Annotated in this window: 16 protein-coding genes; 13 read left to right on the top strand and 3 right to left on the bottom strand. The window is 55.4% G+C overall.

The window, feature by feature from the left end:
• Positions 1 to 80: 80 nt before the first annotated feature.
• Both VIN76_RS06505 and VIN76_RS06510 read left to right on the top strand, forming a co-directional pair.
• The gene (locus VIN76_RS06505; protein ID WP_332041021.1) at positions 81 to 788 is read left to right on the top strand and encodes a hypothetical protein; all 708 of its coding nucleotides are present in this window, start codon (positions 81 to 83) and stop codon (positions 786 to 788) included.
• Positions 778 to 1,206 carry a VOC family protein gene (locus VIN76_RS06510; protein ID WP_332041022.1) on the top strand — a complete coding sequence of 143 codons (429 nt, stop codon included), beginning with the start codon at positions 778 to 780 and terminating at the stop codon, positions 1,204 to 1,206. Before VIN76_RS06505 ends, VIN76_RS06510 begins: the two co-directional genes overlap by 11 nt.
• Here VIN76_RS06510 and VIN76_RS06515 read toward each other — a convergent pair.
• The 3 genes from VIN76_RS06515 to VIN76_RS06525 all read right to left on the bottom strand — a co-directional run bounded on the left by VIN76_RS06515 (position 1,189) and on the right by VIN76_RS06525 (position 3,762).
• On the bottom strand, positions 1,189 to 2,313 hold the full coding sequence (locus tag VIN76_RS06515; RefSeq protein WP_332041023.1) for a sigma-54 dependent transcriptional regulator: 1,125 nt from the start codon (positions 2,311 to 2,313) through the stop codon (positions 1,189 to 1,191). The two genes, VIN76_RS06510 and VIN76_RS06515, sit on opposite strands and share 18 nt — an antisense overlap.
• Before the next feature lie 129 nt (positions 2,314 to 2,442).
• On the bottom strand, positions 2,443 to 3,039 hold the full coding sequence (locus VIN76_RS06520) for a helix-turn-helix domain-containing protein (protein WP_332041024.1): 597 nt from the start codon (positions 3,037 to 3,039) through the stop codon (positions 2,443 to 2,445).
• A gap of 171 nt (positions 3,040 to 3,210) precedes the next feature.
• Positions 3,211 to 3,762, bottom strand: coding sequence for a hypothetical protein (locus VIN76_RS06525; protein ID WP_332041025.1), 552 nt, complete (start codon positions 3,760 to 3,762; stop codon positions 3,211 to 3,213).
• 267 nt (positions 3,763 to 4,029) lie between these two features.
• On the opposite strand from VIN76_RS06525, the gene VIN76_RS06530 reads away from it, so the two are divergent.
• The 11 genes from VIN76_RS06530 (at position 4,030) to mnhG (ending at position 15,957) form a co-directional block, all read left to right on the top strand.
• On the top strand, positions 4,030 to 5,169 hold the full coding sequence (locus tag VIN76_RS06530) for a sensor histidine kinase (protein ID WP_332041026.1): 1,140 nt from the start codon (positions 4,030 to 4,032) through the stop codon (positions 5,167 to 5,169).
• A gap of 14 nt (positions 5,170 to 5,183) precedes the next feature.
• On the top strand, positions 5,184 to 5,978 hold the full coding sequence (locus VIN76_RS06535) for a LytTR family DNA-binding domain-containing protein (RefSeq protein WP_332041027.1): 795 nt from the start codon (positions 5,184 to 5,186) through the stop codon (positions 5,976 to 5,978).
• A 177-nt stretch (positions 5,979 to 6,155) separates the two neighbouring features.
• Complete coding sequence (locus VIN76_RS06540; protein WP_332041028.1) at positions 6,156 to 7,169, top strand: toll/interleukin-1 receptor domain-containing protein; 1,014 nt, start codon at positions 6,156 to 6,158, stop codon at positions 7,167 to 7,169.
• A complete protein-coding gene (locus VIN76_RS06545; RefSeq protein WP_332041029.1) occupies positions 7,169 to 8,944 on the top strand; it encodes a tetratricopeptide repeat-containing protein in 1,776 nt (591 codons plus the stop codon). Before VIN76_RS06540 ends, VIN76_RS06545 begins: the two co-directional genes overlap by 1 nt.
• Before the next feature lie 55 nt (positions 8,945 to 8,999).
• Positions 9,000 to 9,773 carry an SDR family oxidoreductase gene (locus tag VIN76_RS06550; protein ID WP_332041030.1) on the top strand — a complete coding sequence of 258 codons (774 nt, stop codon included), beginning with the start codon at positions 9,000 to 9,002 and terminating at the stop codon, positions 9,771 to 9,773.
• 159 nt (positions 9,774 to 9,932) lie between these two features.
• Positions 9,933 to 12,830: a monovalent cation/H+ antiporter subunit A gene (locus tag VIN76_RS06555; protein WP_332041031.1), complete on the top strand. Its 2,898-nt coding sequence runs from the start codon at positions 9,933 to 9,935 to the stop codon at positions 12,828 to 12,830.
• Positions 12,830 to 13,231: a Na+/H+ antiporter subunit C gene (locus VIN76_RS06560; protein WP_332041032.1), complete on the top strand. Its 402-nt coding sequence runs from the start codon at positions 12,830 to 12,832 to the stop codon at positions 13,229 to 13,231. Before VIN76_RS06555 ends, VIN76_RS06560 begins: the two co-directional genes overlap by 1 nt.
• Positions 13,228 to 14,826, top strand: coding sequence for a monovalent cation/H+ antiporter subunit D (locus VIN76_RS06565; RefSeq protein WP_332041033.1), 1,599 nt, complete (start codon positions 13,228 to 13,230; stop codon positions 14,824 to 14,826). The genes VIN76_RS06560 and VIN76_RS06565 overlap by 4 nt, the downstream gene beginning before the upstream one ends.
• Positions 14,823 to 15,311, top strand: coding sequence for a Na+/H+ antiporter subunit E (locus VIN76_RS06570; protein ID WP_332041034.1), 489 nt, complete (start codon positions 14,823 to 14,825; stop codon positions 15,309 to 15,311). The genes VIN76_RS06565 and VIN76_RS06570 overlap by 4 nt, the downstream gene beginning before the upstream one ends.
• Positions 15,308 to 15,589: a K+/H+ antiporter subunit F gene (locus tag VIN76_RS06575; protein WP_332041035.1), complete on the top strand. Its 282-nt coding sequence runs from the start codon at positions 15,308 to 15,310 to the stop codon at positions 15,587 to 15,589. The genes VIN76_RS06570 and VIN76_RS06575 overlap by 4 nt, the downstream gene beginning before the upstream one ends.
• Positions 15,586 to 15,957, top strand: coding sequence for a monovalent cation/H(+) antiporter subunit G (gene mnhG, locus VIN76_RS06580; RefSeq protein WP_332041036.1), 372 nt, complete (start codon positions 15,586 to 15,588; stop codon positions 15,955 to 15,957). Before VIN76_RS06575 ends, mnhG begins: the two co-directional genes overlap by 4 nt.
• The last annotated feature ends 28 nt before the right edge of the window (positions 15,958 to 15,985 follow it).

Below are 15,985 nucleotides of genomic sequence, written 5' to 3' on the forward strand. Positions count from 1 at the left end.
CGTGTTCTCGAAACAGGTTCAAACGTTATTTGGCAATTGCCGTTTGCAGCCAATGTCAAAGCACCGCTATAGCGGGATCCATGAAATTATTTCTTCTCATGATGCTCGCATTTGTGCAACCTGCGCCCGATGTTTCCGGGCCGGTTCCGGAAAATGAAACAGCCGCGCCTTTGAGCGACGCTCACAAACAAGGACTTTCCTGTGTAGCCGCCTTTGCGATTGTCGCATCGGAACAGGAGCGCGGGGTCGAAAGCGCATTACGCTATCCGCTGCTTTCAGAGCGTGGCCGCATCTATGCCGGTCAGATCGGTGAAAAGGTCATGGCAGAGACCGGCCAATCACGCGAACAGGTGCGCGATGCAATTTTGACGGCGGTTGCGGATCAACAGGCTAAGGCCAAAGATGTTGCCGAGCCGGCTGAAATCATTGCAGCCGAAATGGCAAAATGCCTGCCGCTGCTGGAGGCTGAACTTCCGGCAAAGCCCACGCCCACACTGAACCAGTGCGCGGTCTTGATGCAGATGGCCTATGAAGAAGTTTACCAACAGGAAAAACTATCCAAAATGGCGCAAGATTTGAAGACTTTGGCCTTCGTTCTCGATAGCCGGGCCCGCGAACAGATGCGGGGCGAAGGTAAAAGCGGCAATGAAAGCGATATTATCCTCACCTTGATTCGGGAGGAGTTGGAAGCCGAACAAGCACATCAAAGCGGGCAAACGGAACTGGATGTTGACCATTGCTTTACATTGGCAGCTCCCGATAAAAAGGTTCAGAGCTTTGAGCACTGAGCTGCGCCCTTTCCATCTGGCCTTTTCTGTCAACGACTTGGCGGCGGCGCGCCAATTCTATGGCGGCCTGCTAGGCTGTGAGGAGGGCCGGAGCAGCAACTCGTGGATTGATTTCAACCTTTTCGGTCATCAGATTGTCGCCCATCTGGACAAAGATATGCAATCGCATGCTATTACCAATCCGGTGGATGGAGAGGACGTTCCAGTCCCTCATTTCGGGATTGTTCTGACCATGTCGCAATGGCAGGATCTGGCAAAACGTCTGGAAGATGAAGGAACTGATTTCATCATCGCTCCGACCATAAGATTTCGTGGACAGGTTGGCGAGCAAGCCACGATGTTTTTTCTCGATCCCAGCGGAAACGCTCTTGAATTCAAGGCTTTTGCCGATGATGGGCAGTTATTCGACGCGGGTTGATGAAGACTGTGGTTCCACTAGTGCCATTTTACGTTCAATCTTGTGACGGCGCATTTTCTCCACAAATGTAGTCCGGCGCAGGCTGACCAGATGTGCCGCTTCCGCGACCACCCCTTCGGCCATTCTAAGCGCTGAAAGAAGATATTTGCGCTCCTCTTGCATGAGGTGTTTTTTAAGGTCAAAACCGCCGCCTAACGTGCCCTTGCTGCTGCTGTCATCCGCAACATAGCTGAATGGACGCGCTTCACCGCGATTTGGGAAACTCGATGGCAGAGCATGTTCCTGATAGGTTGGCGCATTGGAAGCGCGGCGACGGAACAGCGATGACACCTGATTGGCCGTTATCATTATTCCGGGAAATAGAACTACCGCACGCTCGATAATATTGCGAAGTTCACGCGCATTTCCGGGCCATTCATAATTTTCCAATATGTCCATGGCTTCAGGGGTAAAATATATCTCTTCCCCGCCAATCTTTTTAATGAAGTGCCGGATCAGCGGCGCAATATCATCCCGGCGCTCTTTGAGAGCGGGTATGTCAATGGGAAAGACCGAAAGACGATAAAACAGATCCTCCCGAAAACGTTTCTCGGCAATTGCCTGATCCAGATTCTGGTGCGTGGCCGATATGATCCGCGTATCAATTGCGATGGACTGTGTGCTGCCAATCCGCTCAATCTGCTTTTCCTCAAGCACACGGAGCAATTTGACCTGCATATCAAAAGGCATATCGCCGATTTCATCAAGGAATAAAGTGCCGTTATTGGCATCTTCAAACTGCCCTTTGCGCTGCGCTATCGCGCCGGTAAAGCTGCCCTTTTCATGCCCGAATAATTCTGATTCCAGCAGATCGCGGGGTATAGCGCCGCAATTCACGCCAACAAATTTCTCATCAACCCGTGCAGAACAAAGGTGCAGCGCCTTTGCCACGACTTCCTTTCCGGAACCTGATGGTCCGGTAATCATGACAGGTATTGATGTGGCCGCAGCATATCGGATCATGCTGCGGACTTCTTCTATCGCCGCGCTATCCCCGACAAGATGAAGGGACGGGTCATCAGGGTATAATATCCGTTCTTTTCCGATAGCATTAGGGCGTTGTTCCATAGCAAATCCACACTCTTGTTAACTGAGCGTCTCTTATGAGGGCTATGGCAAAGCCTATATGTAACGGGTCGTAAATTGTTTTACAATTTAGTCGATTCTGGAGGAAACCGGCCTGACGCGCTGGGTCACTTACTCTTCATGTTCCTTTTGCCAGCGGCTCAGCGCATGTTCCAAATGGCGTTCCGCCACATCGCGCGCCTTGTTACGCGGAAGGCCAAGCGAGCTGGCAAGCCGCTCCCCGATCAGCGCATCTCCCAGTGCCATGAGCACCAGTGTCAACGTATCTTCATGCATTTCCTGGTCTTCATGGCCGCCCTCACCCACTTCATCGACCAGCGTATGGATCGCATCAACAATCGGATCGAGCGCGTCTTCATTCCCGGTGAGCAGCATCCATGACGACAATGCCGCTGCGCCCTGCGTGTCAAAGGCGTCGAAGGTCAGGTCGACAATATCCCGCACCGACCCTTCACCCGTGCGCGACTTCAGCACCGCTTCGGCAATCGACCCGCACACCTGATCCGTCAGATATTTGGCGAGCGATTTTTGCAATCCCGATGCCGAACCGAAATGATGGAGAAGGTTGGCATGTGTACGGCCGATCCGCGAGGCAACGGCTTTCAAGGTTACTGCTTGCGGCCCGGATTCGATCAACAGATCACAGGCGGCGGCCAAGGCCATTCTGCGGCTTTCTTCCGGAGAGAGGCGTCTCTTAGCTATTGACATTGGTGTAGGTTAACTTTCATTATCACACTGTCAGTCTAAACAGTTATTGTATAAAAGCGAACCTTTATGAACATGCAGGCCAGTGCGCAACCGCCAAGGGTCGGCAGTTAGCCCCGCATAGCTACCCGCGCTTTGGACCATAGCGATCCAACACCTACTCCATAAGCCTATTCAATGGGCAGCGTTACCCGTCTCCACTTTCTCCACCCATTCGGGGAAAAAACTGGGCGCGCGGGTAGACCAACCAGGGGCAGTTGCGGCGGCTTCGCTAATCGACTGAAGCAAAGTCTTGCGGATCTTCGGGTGAAGGTGCGGCAACGACGCGGCCGCACAAAAGCTGGCTGGAAGCCAAGGCCTGATATCTGGGCCAAGTAAACGTTCGTAAAGAAAACGATAAGCAGGAAAGCCGTTAATACGCCCCTCCCCCAGGTCATAAGCCGATAGCGAGATCAGGGCAGGCATGAAATTTTCGATACTGTCAATCGCGCAGTCCTCAGGAATGGCTTTGCGGATATCGGCAAGGCGCATGTAGAGTTTCGCCTGCTCCTTGATGCCAGCTTCCTCGACTGCATCACGGCCCCATGTTCCCACAGCGTCGCCGCGGTCCAGCCCAACGTCAAGAGAGCGCCGGATATAACGCTGGGTCGCCGAACCGAAACCGGCAAACTCCCTCATCTCTGCCAGTGTCATTGCGCCGGGTATCACTTGCATATCTTTGGCCATGTTAACTCCTCGCCATGAAACAATTGTTCTTTTCTGGCGGGGGCCATTGAACCAAAACATGGTTAGTATTTCGTTAAATCCTGACCAAAAACGCTGGCTGAAACCACTTATTACTGCCCAAACAATGGATGAAGTGCGGTGTAATGAGCGGCGATTGGTCAAAGGTTTCGACCAACTGTAATCCTGTCTCGACCAGGCACGATTCCAATGAAGACAATTGATACCTTTTCATTCTAAACTGGAGTGAATGGAGAAGCTAAGCAATTAATGAGAAAATTCGAGATCGCTAATCACAAACCATCGGTTGGGCAGCAGGTCGCCATCTTGTCGATCCTCGGCTTTTGGTTATTTTATGTTATCATCATCACCCTGCGTGCTGCGGTCGGAGACTGGCCTGCACAGGGCGAGATGGCGATAAGGCGCGTGGTCGTGACCATCTTTGGCATCGGGCTTACATATATACTTTATCTCTTGCTCCGGCAGTGTGAGAACAAGGCGCTTTCCATCCGGATTCTGACAGCCTTTGCCGGGGCGATTCCCTGTGCCCTCGCCATTGCGGCGTTCAACTATTATGTGTTCAACATCTATAGTCCTGAAAACCTGCTGGACGAAAAGAATTTCGCCGCAATTCGCGAATATATGGAGCAGGAGAATTACGCCCTCAAAGCGATTGTAGAGGACAGCATTTCTCGCTTTTTCTTCATCATCAGCTGGGCCTCGCTCTATCTGGCGCTCAGCTATGCCGCAAAGGTTCGCAGCGTGGAACGCAAGGCCGCCCGCTTTGCACAAGCCGCCCAGGATGCCGAGCTGCGGAGCCTGCGCTATCAGGTGAACCCCCATTTCCTTTTCAACACGCTCAACAGCCTGAGCACTCTGGTCATGCGGAGCCATCCCGGAGAGGCGGAGAAAATGATTCTCAACCTGTCGAAATTTTACCGCACCAGCCTGTCTGCCGACCCTCTGGAAGATGTCGCATTGTCCGAAGAGGTGCATCTGCAAAACCTTTATCTGGATATAGAGGCCGTGCGGTTTCCGGAGCGGTTGAAGGTTGAGATTGATATTCCCGAAGAGCTGATGACCGTTCTTGTCCCCGGCCTTATTCTGCAACCGCTGGTTGAAAATGCGATTAAACACGGGGTGGCCCATTCCAAACGGCCGGTCACGGTGCGTATCAGCGCGCAGGCACAAGGGGATTTCCTGAAACTTACCGTCGCCGATGATGGCGAGCCGCCGCAGCGCAAGGAATCCAGTTGCCACAATAGTGACAATAATAACGGCATCGGCCTTGCCAATGTTCGTGACCGGCTGGAAATCAGGTTCGGCAAACAAGCCGACCTTAAAACCTATCGCCCGGAAAATGGCGGCTTTGTTGCGGAGCTGACAATTCCTTTACTAACGGATATCTGATAAGGATGGACCAAATGGACTCTGCTGCACAACATTCGGAAATGCCGCCGCGACAGCTCAACACCTTGATCGTTGATGATGAGCCCTTGGCGATCGAGCGCTTGCAGCTTCTTTGCGCCCGGCAGGAGTATATCAACCTTGTGGGCACGGCCAGCGACGGGGAAGCCGCGCTTCGGCTGGCGGAGCAATTGGAGCCGGACCTGCTCTTGCTCGACATCGCCATGCCGGGCATGGACGGGCTGGAAGTGGCCAAAAAGCTGGCTTCCCTTAGCCTGTCCCCGGCGATAATCTTTGTCACCGCCTTTGACAAATTTGCTGTCGAAGCCTTTGGCGTGGCCGCTATTGATTACCTTCTGAAGCCCGTCGAGTCAGATAGGCTGTCCCTTGCCATATCGCGCGTTCTGGAGCGCAAGAGCGAACAGAGCGCGGCCCCGCAACCCTCCGAACAATCCCCCTGGGCCGAGGAATTCTGGGTGCCCTATAAATCCGAACTGCGCCGGATTGCCGCCTCTGAAATCAACCGGATAGAGGCGGATCGCGATTATATGCGGCTGCATGTCGGCGGCGACCCGCAGCGCGAGCATGAGGGCACAAGCTATTTGCTGCACCAGACCATCACCGGCCTTGCCGAACGACTGAACCCCGACCAGTTTATCCGCCTGCACCGGTCCCACCTTGTCCGCCGCGACTGGATCAGCGGCCTGCGTCACGATGGCGGCGGGATATGGATTGCCTGCCTGAAATGCGGCACAGAAATCCGCATCGGCCGCACCCATCTGGCCGAAGCCAAAAAGCTCGCGGGAAGGTAACGAAGCCTCCCCTCCTCGTTCCCGCATCCCCCGGTACACGCTTAAAAGCCTGCCTGCGAAGACATTCGTTAAGGATAAACTGCTGAAGTAGCGGACAAAGCTCTCTTGCCGCGCAGCGTTCCCGGCTCTATGGTTTGAGGAGGAGCAGGGTCGCCCATGAATCTGGGAAGCTGAAATATGGCAGATGTTTTTATAAGTTATTCGCGTAATGACAGGGACCGGTGCACGGCCATCCGCGATATACTGGAGGAGCTGAAAGTCAGCGTCTGGTTTGACGCAGGCATTGGCGCAGGTTCGTCATTTGACCGGGAAATTGAACGGGAAATCGATGCGGCAAAAGCTTTGCTGGTATTATGGTCGGAACAATCCGTGGAGTCCGACTGGGTGCGTAATGAAGCACGCACGGGCAAGGAACGCAGCGGGCTGATCGCGGTCCAGCTACGTCCCTGCACCCTGCCGCTTGAATTCCGGTCGGTTCAGGCAGAAGTCTTGCCGGAAGGGGCTGAAGGCACCGACAATTCGACATGGCTCGGCATATTGGAGCGGATTGGCGATTTGCTCGACCGCAAAGGGCTGGTTGAATATACCCGCCTGAAAGCAAAGGGCAGCGTGGCCGACTGGAAAAAGTGGCTTGCCCGCTATCCGACAGATCCGCTTGTTCCCGATGTTATCGACAATATCATTGAAAACGCGACGCCGGATATGGGCCAGCAACTGGCCAGCGAACGCGCCAAACGCTCCGCTCTGGAAGCCGAGCTGGCGGAGCTTTCCGCCGCGTCCAAGGCCCAGTCGAGCGAAGTCGCGACCAATGCGAGAGAGCTTGTGCGCCTGCGCCGCGAGCTGGATCAGGCCCAGTCCGGCCAACATGATGCCGAGGCCGAGCTTGCCCGTTTCCGTGAAGCGTCCGGCGGAAAGAGCAAGGATGACGGCCTGTTCGGGCTGGGCATCGTGCTTAACGACAAGATCGCCCTTTACATCACCGCTTTGCTATGGATCGTGGCTATCCGGTTCATCTGGGAACATCTGAACCAGCTTATCAAGGGCTATGGCGGGCTTGGCGATGTATTCTGGATCGCATTCGGGATCATGACAGTGGCCGTGCCAGCCGCATTGCTGAGCATCAAGTTGTTTCGCAAACGCAAGGCGATGCAGCGTGAAGAGGAAAGATTGGCGCAAACTGTTGCCGAATAATGGAAACGGTTGATGCGACAGCGCTAACCCAGGCGGCGATTGACAACGGCAATCTGCTGCTTGCCTATGACACGGCAATCTCTGCGATAAACGAAGGCGACCCTTCGGTTGAATTGCGTCACCTGATGGTATTGGCACTGGCCCGTATGGGTAACAGTGAACAGGCAATGGCCCTGTTTCACCAATATGGTCTGGACAGTTCGCCCGACGCCCATCACCGCAGCATTGCAGCGCGCATCCTGAAAGATGCGGCATTTTCAATTTCCCCGACTGCAACATCGGCAGCAGACGAACGGCAAAGCGCCCTGCTGAACGCCTATCACGCCTATCGGGTAATTTTTGAAGAAAGCGCAGACTCCTATCCGGGGATCAATGCCGCGTCGCTGGCCTTTCTGGCCGGGCAAACGGATGAAGCCGCCGCCATTGCGGCCTCAATCCTTGAACTGCCGAAAATCGCGGAGCCGGATAATTATTTCGATACCGCCACGCAGGCCGAAGCCTTGACGATTACCGGGCGATTGGATGAAGCGCACCGCAGTTTGACCAAAGCGGGCGCGATGCCGGATGCCAATGCCGGGGCCAGAGCCAGCACCAACCGGCAGTTGGAGCTTGTCGCCAGACAGGCGGGTTTGGACGAAGATGCAATCAAGACTCTGCTCGCCCCCATAGCGCCGCCATCGGTCATCCATTTTTGCGGCCATATCTTTCTGGAAGATGCCGGGACCGAGGCACGGCTGCGAAGCGCCATTGACGATTTTCTGGACGAAAATGATGTTGGCTATGCCTATGGCGCCCTGGCAGCGGGGGCCGATATATTGATTGCAGAGGCGGTGCTGGAACGCGGCGGGGAGCTTAACGTTATCATGCCGTTTGCACAGGAGGATTTCATTGCCCAGTCGATCACCCCTGCCGGTGGCAATTGGTTCAAGCGTTATGAAGCCTGCATGGCGGCGGCAAGCAGCATCAATTTTGCCACCGAAATGCACTATGTCGGTGATCCGGACCAGTTCGGCTATGCCAGCAAGGTTGCCATGGGTCAGGCGGTATTACGCGCCCAATATCTGGGCAAACCGGCGCAGCAGCTTGCTGTTTGGGACGGGCGTGAATCATCCGGACCTGCTGGAACCGGCGCGGATGTTGCGGCATGGAAATCTTATGGGGGCGAAAGCTTTATTATCGACGCGGGCGCGATAGACCGTAATATTGCACGATCCCAAAATCCCGGTGAAGACCTGTATAAGCGCACGGCTGCGGCGATATTATTCACCGATTTTCCCGGCTTTTCAAAATTGGGAGAGGCATCGCTTCCTGCCTTCTGGAACGGGGTGATGGGGAGCATGGCGAGCGTGCTGGAACACTATCCGGGGCAGATATTGGCGCAAAACAGTTGGGGGGATGCGCTGCTTGCCGTGACCCCCGACGCCCCTTGCGCCGCCAGTCTGGCGCTGGAACTGCAAAGCTCGCTGCAAAATTTCGATTATGCGCTTTTAGGGATGACAGAGCGTAGCGGGATGCGGATCGGCGTGCATTTTGGCCCTGCCTATGAAACGCGCGATCCGATTACGGGAAAGACAACATTTTATGGCACGGAAGTTTCCAGAGCCGCGCGGATCGAACCCGTGACGCCCCCCGGCGCGGTATTCGTCACAGAAGCTTTTGCGGCGGTTCTGGCGCTTGAGGCACCGGAGCAATATAAGTGCCGTTACGCCGGAAATATCGAATTTGCAAAAGGCTATGGCACTTATCCCATTTATCAGCTCACCTATCGGAACTGATAGATAGCGGCACGGCCCCCTATACATTTGCGATCCCGTGCGCCAGAAAGCGGCTATGGAACTACATCTGGAAAATAAAACCGTCCTCGTCACCGCTGGTAGCAAGGGTATCGGATTGGCGACCGCAAGGGGATTTCACAAGTGCGGTGCAAAAGTGGCCATTTGCGGCCGATCACAGGACAAGCTTGATGCCGCCGCCGCGCAGATGCCCGGCTGTCTGGCGATGATAGGTGATGTTTCCAGATCACAGGATATCGAGCAAGTAGTTGCCGCGGTGAACAAGCAATTTGGCGGCATTGATATTCTGGTAAACAATGCAGGTGGCCCGCCTCCCGGCCTGTTTGTCGACCTGTCTGACGAGGATTGGGACAAAGCCGTCAACCTGACTTTAAAGTCCGCCATTCGTGCAACGCGGCTGGTGTTGCCGCATATGCGCGCCCAAAAATGGGGCCGCATCATCAATATTTCATCGTCCGGAGTGAAACAGCCGGTGCCGGGGCTTACGCTATCCAATAGTATAAGGATGGCTGTATTGGGCTGGGCCAAGACGCTGGCCAATCAGGTCGCGGGCGATAATGTGCTGGTCAACACCGTATGTCCGGGCTTTACAGAAACCGACCGGGTCACGCAAATCCTTGAGCAGCAATCGGCGGCTTCGGGCCAAAGCGTCGAGGAGGTTGCCGCCAAAATTGCAGCGCAGATCCCGATGCAACGGATCGGCCAACCCGAAGAGGTCGCCAACCTTGCCGTTTTCCTTGGATCGGAAGCTGCAAGCTATATTACCGGAACAGCGATTCAGGTCGACGGCGGATCAGTGCAGGGTTTCTGAATAATACCGGTTCGATTGCCGCCCGGGAGCTCATGGCAATAGTTTATCTGACAAATCATTGTCTTTTGTGCAAATTGCCTTTTATGCAAAAAGGTGAACGTTACGAATGAATCTGACGGCAATCTCGCCTTAACTTGATTTTGATGAGCCCGATAACGAATGACAGATGAAAACCTGCTGCTAATTCTTGCGGTCCTGCCATTTCTGGGCAGCATGATTACAGCATTTCTGCCATCACAGGCTCGCGGTCTTGCTGCGCTGATCGCCGGCATACAGGCCGTTCTGGTTACCGCCATCATAATCTGGCTCTATTCATCCATGATCGGCGGCCAGGTCATTCGCCAGAATTTCGAATGGCTGCCTTCGCTTGGCCTGAACCTGACCATGCGGCTGGACGGGCTGGCGTGGCTGTTTGCCTTGCTTATCTCCGGTATCGGCGCGCTGGTCGTGCTTTATGCCCGATATTATATGTCACCGGCTGATCCGGTGCCACGCTTTTTCTCCTACTTACAGGGGTTCATGGGGGCGATGCTGGGCATTGTATTGTCGGGCAACCTTATCCAGCTTGCTTTCTTCTGGGAATTGACCAGCATTTTTTCGTTCCTGCTGATCGGATACTGGTATCACAACCAAAGCGCCCGTGACGGTGCGCGTATTTCCTTGCTGGCCACGGCAGCGGGCGGGATGTGCATGTTGCTGGGCTTCCTGCTCATCGGCCGTATTGTCGGCAGCTATGACCTTGACCTTATCTTTGCATCGGGCGACCTGATCCGCCAGAGCGATCTTTATATACCCACGCTTATCTTCATTTTGATCGGCGCCTTTACCAAGAGCGCACAGTTCCCGTTCCATTTCTGGCTTCCCCACGCCATGGTCGCACCGACCCCGGTATCGGCCTATCTGCACTCGGCAACCATGGTGAAAGCGGGCATTTTCCTCATGATGCGGTTGTGGCCGGTACTGGCTGGCACCGATGAATGGTATCTGATTGTCACCATAACCGGGCTTATCACCTTGCTGGTAGGGGCATGGTCAGCCATTTTTCAGCAAGACCTTAAAGGCTTGCTCGCCTATTCGACCATCAGCCATCTGGGGCTTATTACGCTGCTGCTCGGTCTGGGCAGCCCGCTGGCCGCCGTCGGCGCCATATTCCACACGGTCAACCACGCGACGTTCAAGGCATCGCTCTTCATGGCCGCCGGGATTATCGACCATGAAACGGGCACCCGCGACCTGCGGCTGTTGAGCGGGCTTTACCGCTTCATGCCGATCACCGCGACGCTGGCCATGGTGGCGGCCGCCGCTATGGCGGGTGTGCCGCTGCTCAACGGGTTCCTTTCCAAAGAGATGTTTCTGGCGGAATCGCTGGAGGCAGATACAGGGACGATCATAGATATCCTGCTGCCGGTCCTTGCTACGATGGCCAGCGCATTCAGCGTGCTTTATTCGCTGCGCTTCATCCATCAGACTTTTTTCGGACCACCACCCACCGAATTACCCAGAGAGCCAGCCGAAGCGCCGCCATGGATGCGGCTGCCGATCGAGATACTGGTCATCCTGTGCCTGCTCATCGGTATTTTCCCCACACTCACTATCGGGCCGATCCTTGGCCTTGCAGTAGATGCCGTGCTGGCGGAGCGGACGCCCGTATATAGTCTGGCCATCTGGCATGGTTTCAATGCACCGATGATCCTCAGCCTGATTGCGCTGAGCAGCGGCGTCATCCTTTACCTGAAATTCGGCAAGCGGCTTAACAAGGCCAAACGCTCGCCGGTGATTGGCCGTTTCAAGGCAAGGCAGACGTTCGAGGCGATTTTGAACTTCATTCTGGTCGGTGCGGGTATGCTGGAGGAAATTCTGGCAACCCGGCGGCTTCAGGTCCAGCTTCGTCTTTTGGTGGGAATCGCGCTGGCAGCCGGGGTGCTGCCGTTTATAATGTATGGCTATTGGCCGGGGACCGTGCCGGTGTCATTGCTCGATCCGGTTTTCGCCATGGTCTGGGTAATCGGCGGGCTGTCCGCAATCGGCGCCGCCTGGCAGGCCAAGTTCCACCGGCTTGCCGCCCTGATCTTGTTGGGCGGGGCGGGACTTGCCACCTGCATCAGCTTTATCTGGCTCTCTGCACCCGACCTTGCCCTGACCCAGATACTGGTCGAGATCGTCACAACCGCGCTCTTGTTGCTAAGCCTGCGCTGGTTGCCGCAGCGGCTACCGGATATTTGGGCAGGCGACCGCACACCATTATTAGTCAGGCTACGCCGCGGCGGGGATCTGGCTATTGCCCTGATTGCCGGACTGGGCATGGCTGCACTGACCTTTGCCGTCGTAACCCGGCCCATGCCGGAAAGCATATCGCGCTTTTTCCTTGAGCACGCCTATAGCGATGCTGGCGGGACAAATGTCGTCAACGTCATCCTTGTCGATTTCCGCAGCTTTGATACGCTGGGCGAGATAACCGTTTTGTGTATCGTCGGGATAACAGTCTTTTCATTGCTGCGGCGTTTTCGCCCTGCGCCGGAAAGCATTAAAACACCTTCACAGCAACGTTTTCAGGATGCCTATGACGAGCGGGCGGTAGGGCGCTCGGTTGGCGATTCCCTGAAAGATTATATCACTATCCCTCGGATTATCATGATCTGGATATTCCCGTGCATCATCATGCTGGGCATATTCCTGCTGTTACGCGGGCATGACCTTCCCGGCGGCGGGTTTGCCGGGGGAATTACCATGACGATCGGTATCGCCCTGCAATATATGGCGCTGGGTACGCGAAAAACCGAAGTCCGTTTGACAGTGCAACCGTTCCGCTGGATCGGCATCGGCCTGTTATTGGCCGTGGTCACCGGCATGGGAGCATGGCTCTTCGGCTATCCTTTCATGACCTCGCATTTCCAATATGCCGACTTGCCGTTGATCGGGAAAATCCCGCTGGCCAGTGCATTGCTGTTCGATATTGGTGTGCTGTCCGTGGTTGTCGGAGTCACCGTTCTGATTTTGATCGCGCTGGCCCACCAATCGGTGCGCAAACCGCGCAGCCAGATTGAGGAGGCCGAGTAATGGAGATAGTATTCGCCCTCGCCGTCGGCGTGCTGACCGCATCGGGAATATGGCTATTGTTTCGCCCCCGCACGTTTCAGGTCATTATCGGCCTGTCGCTTCTTTCTTATGCCATCAACCTGTTCATCCTTGGCACCGGACGCCTGAAAACCGATGCCCCGCCCGTCATCCCGCGCGATGCAGCAACAGACCCGGCGCTTTTTGCCGACCCTTTACCCCAGGCGCTGGTGCTGACGGCCATTGTCATTTCCTTTGCGACCACCGCTCTGTTGCTTGTCGTGCTTCTCGCCTTGCGCGGGCTGACCGGCACTGACCATGTCGATGGCAAGGAACATGACAAGAGCCGGAACCTGAATCAGGATGACCCGCAAAATCACGACCAGAAGCAGGACGATCAATGAACGGTTTGATGCAGCACCTTGTCGTGACTCCAATCTTGCTGCCGCTAGTGGTCAGCGCGGCGATTTTGGTGCTCGATGAACAGCGCCGCAAGCTGAAGCGCGGGATAACCCTGCTCGCGGTTCTTGGCCTTATCATTAATGCAACGATGCTTATCGTCGTAAGTGCGAAAGACAGCGTTCCGATCGTCTATCTGCTCGGGAACTGGACTGCGCCCTTTGGTATCACGCTGGTCGCGGACAAGCTGACAGCGATAATGCTTATGCTTACCGGCATATTGGCACTGGCGACCCTGCTCTATTCTTTTGCGCGATGGGACCGGGCTGGGCCGCGTTTCCATGCGCTGTTCCTGCTGCTGCTCATGGGGGTGAACGGAGCGTTCCTGACCGGGGACCTGTTCAACCTCTTCGTCTTTTTTGAAGTCATGCTGGCGGCCTCATACGGTCTGGCCCTGCATGGCGGGGGGATGGCGCGCACGCGGGTTGGCCTTCATTATATCGCAATCAACGTGGCGACATCCCTGCTGTTCCTGATCGGTGTGGCTTTGCTTTACAGCGTGACCGGCACACTCAACATGGCGGACCTTGCCATGCGTATTCCCGCTGTCCCGCGTGAGGATATCATGCTGCTCGAAGCCGGGGCGGCAATTCTGGGCATCGCATTTCTGGTCAAGGCGGGGATGTGGCCGCTCAGTTTCTGGCTGACCCCGACCTATGCCGCCGCGGTGATGCCGGTTGCCGCTCTATTCGCGATTCTCAGCAAGGTCGGTGTCTATATCATCCTGCGCCTGACGAGCCTGCTTTTCGGGGACGAGTCCGGCACCACGGCCCATTTTGCCGATGACTGGCTATATGCCGCGGGCATAGCCACTCTTGTCTATGGCATAGTCGGCGTGCTTGCCGCGCGGCGTCTGGCGATATTTGCCGGCTATTCGATCATCATGTCGACCGGGACATTGCTGGCCTCCATCGGCATGGCGAATATCCCGGTATTGACCGGCGCCTTATTCTATCTGGTCAGTTCTACCTTGGGAATTGCCGCGCTCTATCTGCTGATCGAGCCGATCGAGCGCCACCATGACTTTGATGAGCCTGCACCCGCACCGGAGCCGGTGTTCGAGGACGAATATCTGGCTTATTATGAAGGCGGGCATGAAGATGAAATTGGCGTCGTCATCCCCGCGACAATAGCCATATTGGGTGTGGGTCTGGCATTTTGTGCGCTGCTGCTCGCCGGTTTGCCGCCATTATCGGGCTTCATTGCCAAGTTCGCCATCATCAGCGGCCTGCTTGGTGAAGGGCAGGCCATTACTGCCGCCAGCTGGGTTTTCATTTCCCTTATCATCATCTCCGGCCTTGCCGTGCTGATAGCGACAACCCGTGCAGGTATCGAACTCATCTGGAGCCCGACCGAGAGCTCCCCCACCCTGAGCATCGTCGAGGCGGCTCCGATTGCCTTTCTTCTTGCGGTATGTCTTGGCCTGATGCTCTTTGCCGGGCCGACAATGCGCTACATGGAGGAAGCGGTCAGAGCCATTGGTCAGAAAAACCTGTATATAGAGGCGACGATGAAAACACCGTCGAGTACACAGCCATGAAGCGCTTCTTCCCGCACCCGCTCATGTGGTTTGCCTTGCTGGTCATGTGGCTGCTGCTCAACCAGTCGGTTTCGCTTGGGCATATCCTGCTTGGCGGCGCCGTTTCCGTTCTCGCTTTGCAAGGGCTTGCCGCCCTTAAGCCGGAACCGGTCAAAATCCGTTTCACCCTTTCGATATTCAAGCTGATCGGGGTGGTGTTGTACGATATTATCCGTTCGAATATTGCAGTGGGGAAGATCGTCACTTCACCTGGGAACGACCGGATAGGCTCCGGCTTTATCACGCTGCCAATGGACATGACCAGCCCATATGGCCTGTCTATACTCAGCACAATTCTTACCGCCACTCCCGGCACCTTGTGGATGCAATATGATCCTAGCCGCAACGCCCTGATGATCCATGTGCTGGATCTTGTTGACGAGGGATATTGGGTTAATCTTATCAAGTCACGCTATGAAACATTGCTGATGGACATTTTTGAATGACGACACTCATCCTCGCCTGGGCCATTACAACCGCGCAAATATTGCTGGGTCTGGCCATGTTATGCGCGATGTGGCGACTGCTATACGGCCCGCGCGCGCAAGACCGGGTGCTTGGCCTCGATACGCTCTATATCAACGCGATGCTCATATTGGTGACCTATGGCATACAGACGGGGCGGACGCTCTATTTCGAATCCTCCCTCATCATCGGCATTCTGGGATTTACCAGCACGGTTGCCCTGTCCAAATTCCTTATGCGCGGAGAGGTGATAGAATGATCGACGCTCCTGAACTGCCCGCCTGGGCGGCCTTGCTAACGGCATTTCTGGTTCTCGCCGGGGCCATTATCACGCTTATCGGGTCGATTGGCCTTCTCAGGCTCAAGGATTTTTACCAGCGGGTTCACGCCCCGACATTGGGCGCAACTTTAGGGGCAGGCGGGATCCTCATCGCGTCTATCGTCTGCTTTTCGGTCTTGCAAACGCGCCCGGTCATCCACGAAATACTGATCGCCGTATTCCTGACGATTACGACGCCGGTCGGCCTGATGCTGCTTGGCCGTGCAGCCCTGTATCGTGACCGTTATGCCGCGCGCAAGGATGTCCCCCCGGAATCCCGCACCGCCTCAACCCACGAGTTTGACTGATCGTGCTTAAGAGGAACAGCATAAACAA

The organism is Parasphingorhabdus sp. (genome assembly GCF_036568145.1).
GTDB lineage: Bacteria > Pseudomonadota > Alphaproteobacteria > Sphingomonadales > Sphingomonadaceae > Parasphingorhabdus.

Excerpts from the sequence above, each read along its gene's own strand:
- VIN76_RS06545 (WP_332041029.1), top strand. The coding sequence starts at position 7,169 with ATGGAAACGGTTGATGCGACAGCGCTAACCCAGGCGGCGATTGACAAC.
- VIN76_RS06520 (WP_332041024.1), bottom strand. The coding sequence starts at position 3,039 with ATGTCAATAGCTAAGAGACGCCTCTCTCCGGAAGAAAGCCGCAGAATG.
- VIN76_RS06515 (WP_332041023.1), bottom strand. The coding sequence starts at position 2,313 with ATGGAACAACGCCCTAATGCTATCGGAAAAGAACGGATATTATACCCT.
- VIN76_RS06540 (WP_332041028.1), top strand. The coding sequence starts at position 6,156 with ATGGCAGATGTTTTTATAAGTTATTCGCGTAATGACAGGGACCGGTGC.
- VIN76_RS06565 (WP_332041033.1), top strand. The coding sequence starts at position 13,228 with ATGAACGGTTTGATGCAGCACCTTGTCGTGACTCCAATCTTGCTGCCG.
- VIN76_RS06530 (WP_332041026.1), top strand. The coding sequence starts at position 4,030 with ATGAGAAAATTCGAGATCGCTAATCACAAACCATCGGTTGGGCAGCAG.
- VIN76_RS06575 (WP_332041035.1), top strand. The coding sequence starts at position 15,308 with ATGACGACACTCATCCTCGCCTGGGCCATTACAACCGCGCAAATATTG.
- VIN76_RS06555 (WP_332041031.1), top strand. The coding sequence starts at position 9,933 with ATGACAGATGAAAACCTGCTGCTAATTCTTGCGGTCCTGCCATTTCTG.
- VIN76_RS06550 (WP_332041030.1), top strand. The coding sequence starts at position 9,000 with ATGGAACTACATCTGGAAAATAAAACCGTCCTCGTCACCGCTGGTAGC.
- VIN76_RS06525 (WP_332041025.1), bottom strand. The coding sequence starts at position 3,762 with ATGGCCAAAGATATGCAAGTGATACCCGGCGCAATGACACTGGCAGAG.
- VIN76_RS06535 (WP_332041027.1), top strand. The coding sequence starts at position 5,184 with ATGGACTCTGCTGCACAACATTCGGAAATGCCGCCGCGACAGCTCAAC.
- VIN76_RS06570 (WP_332041034.1), top strand. The coding sequence starts at position 14,823 with ATGAAGCGCTTCTTCCCGCACCCGCTCATGTGGTTTGCCTTGCTGGTC.
- VIN76_RS06560 (WP_332041032.1), top strand. The coding sequence starts at position 12,830 with ATGGAGATAGTATTCGCCCTCGCCGTCGGCGTGCTGACCGCATCGGGA.
- VIN76_RS06505 (WP_332041021.1), top strand. The coding sequence starts at position 81 with ATGAAATTATTTCTTCTCATGATGCTCGCATTTGTGCAACCTGCGCCC.
- mnhG (WP_332041036.1), top strand. The coding sequence starts at position 15,586 with ATGATCGACGCTCCTGAACTGCCCGCCTGGGCGGCCTTGCTAACGGCA.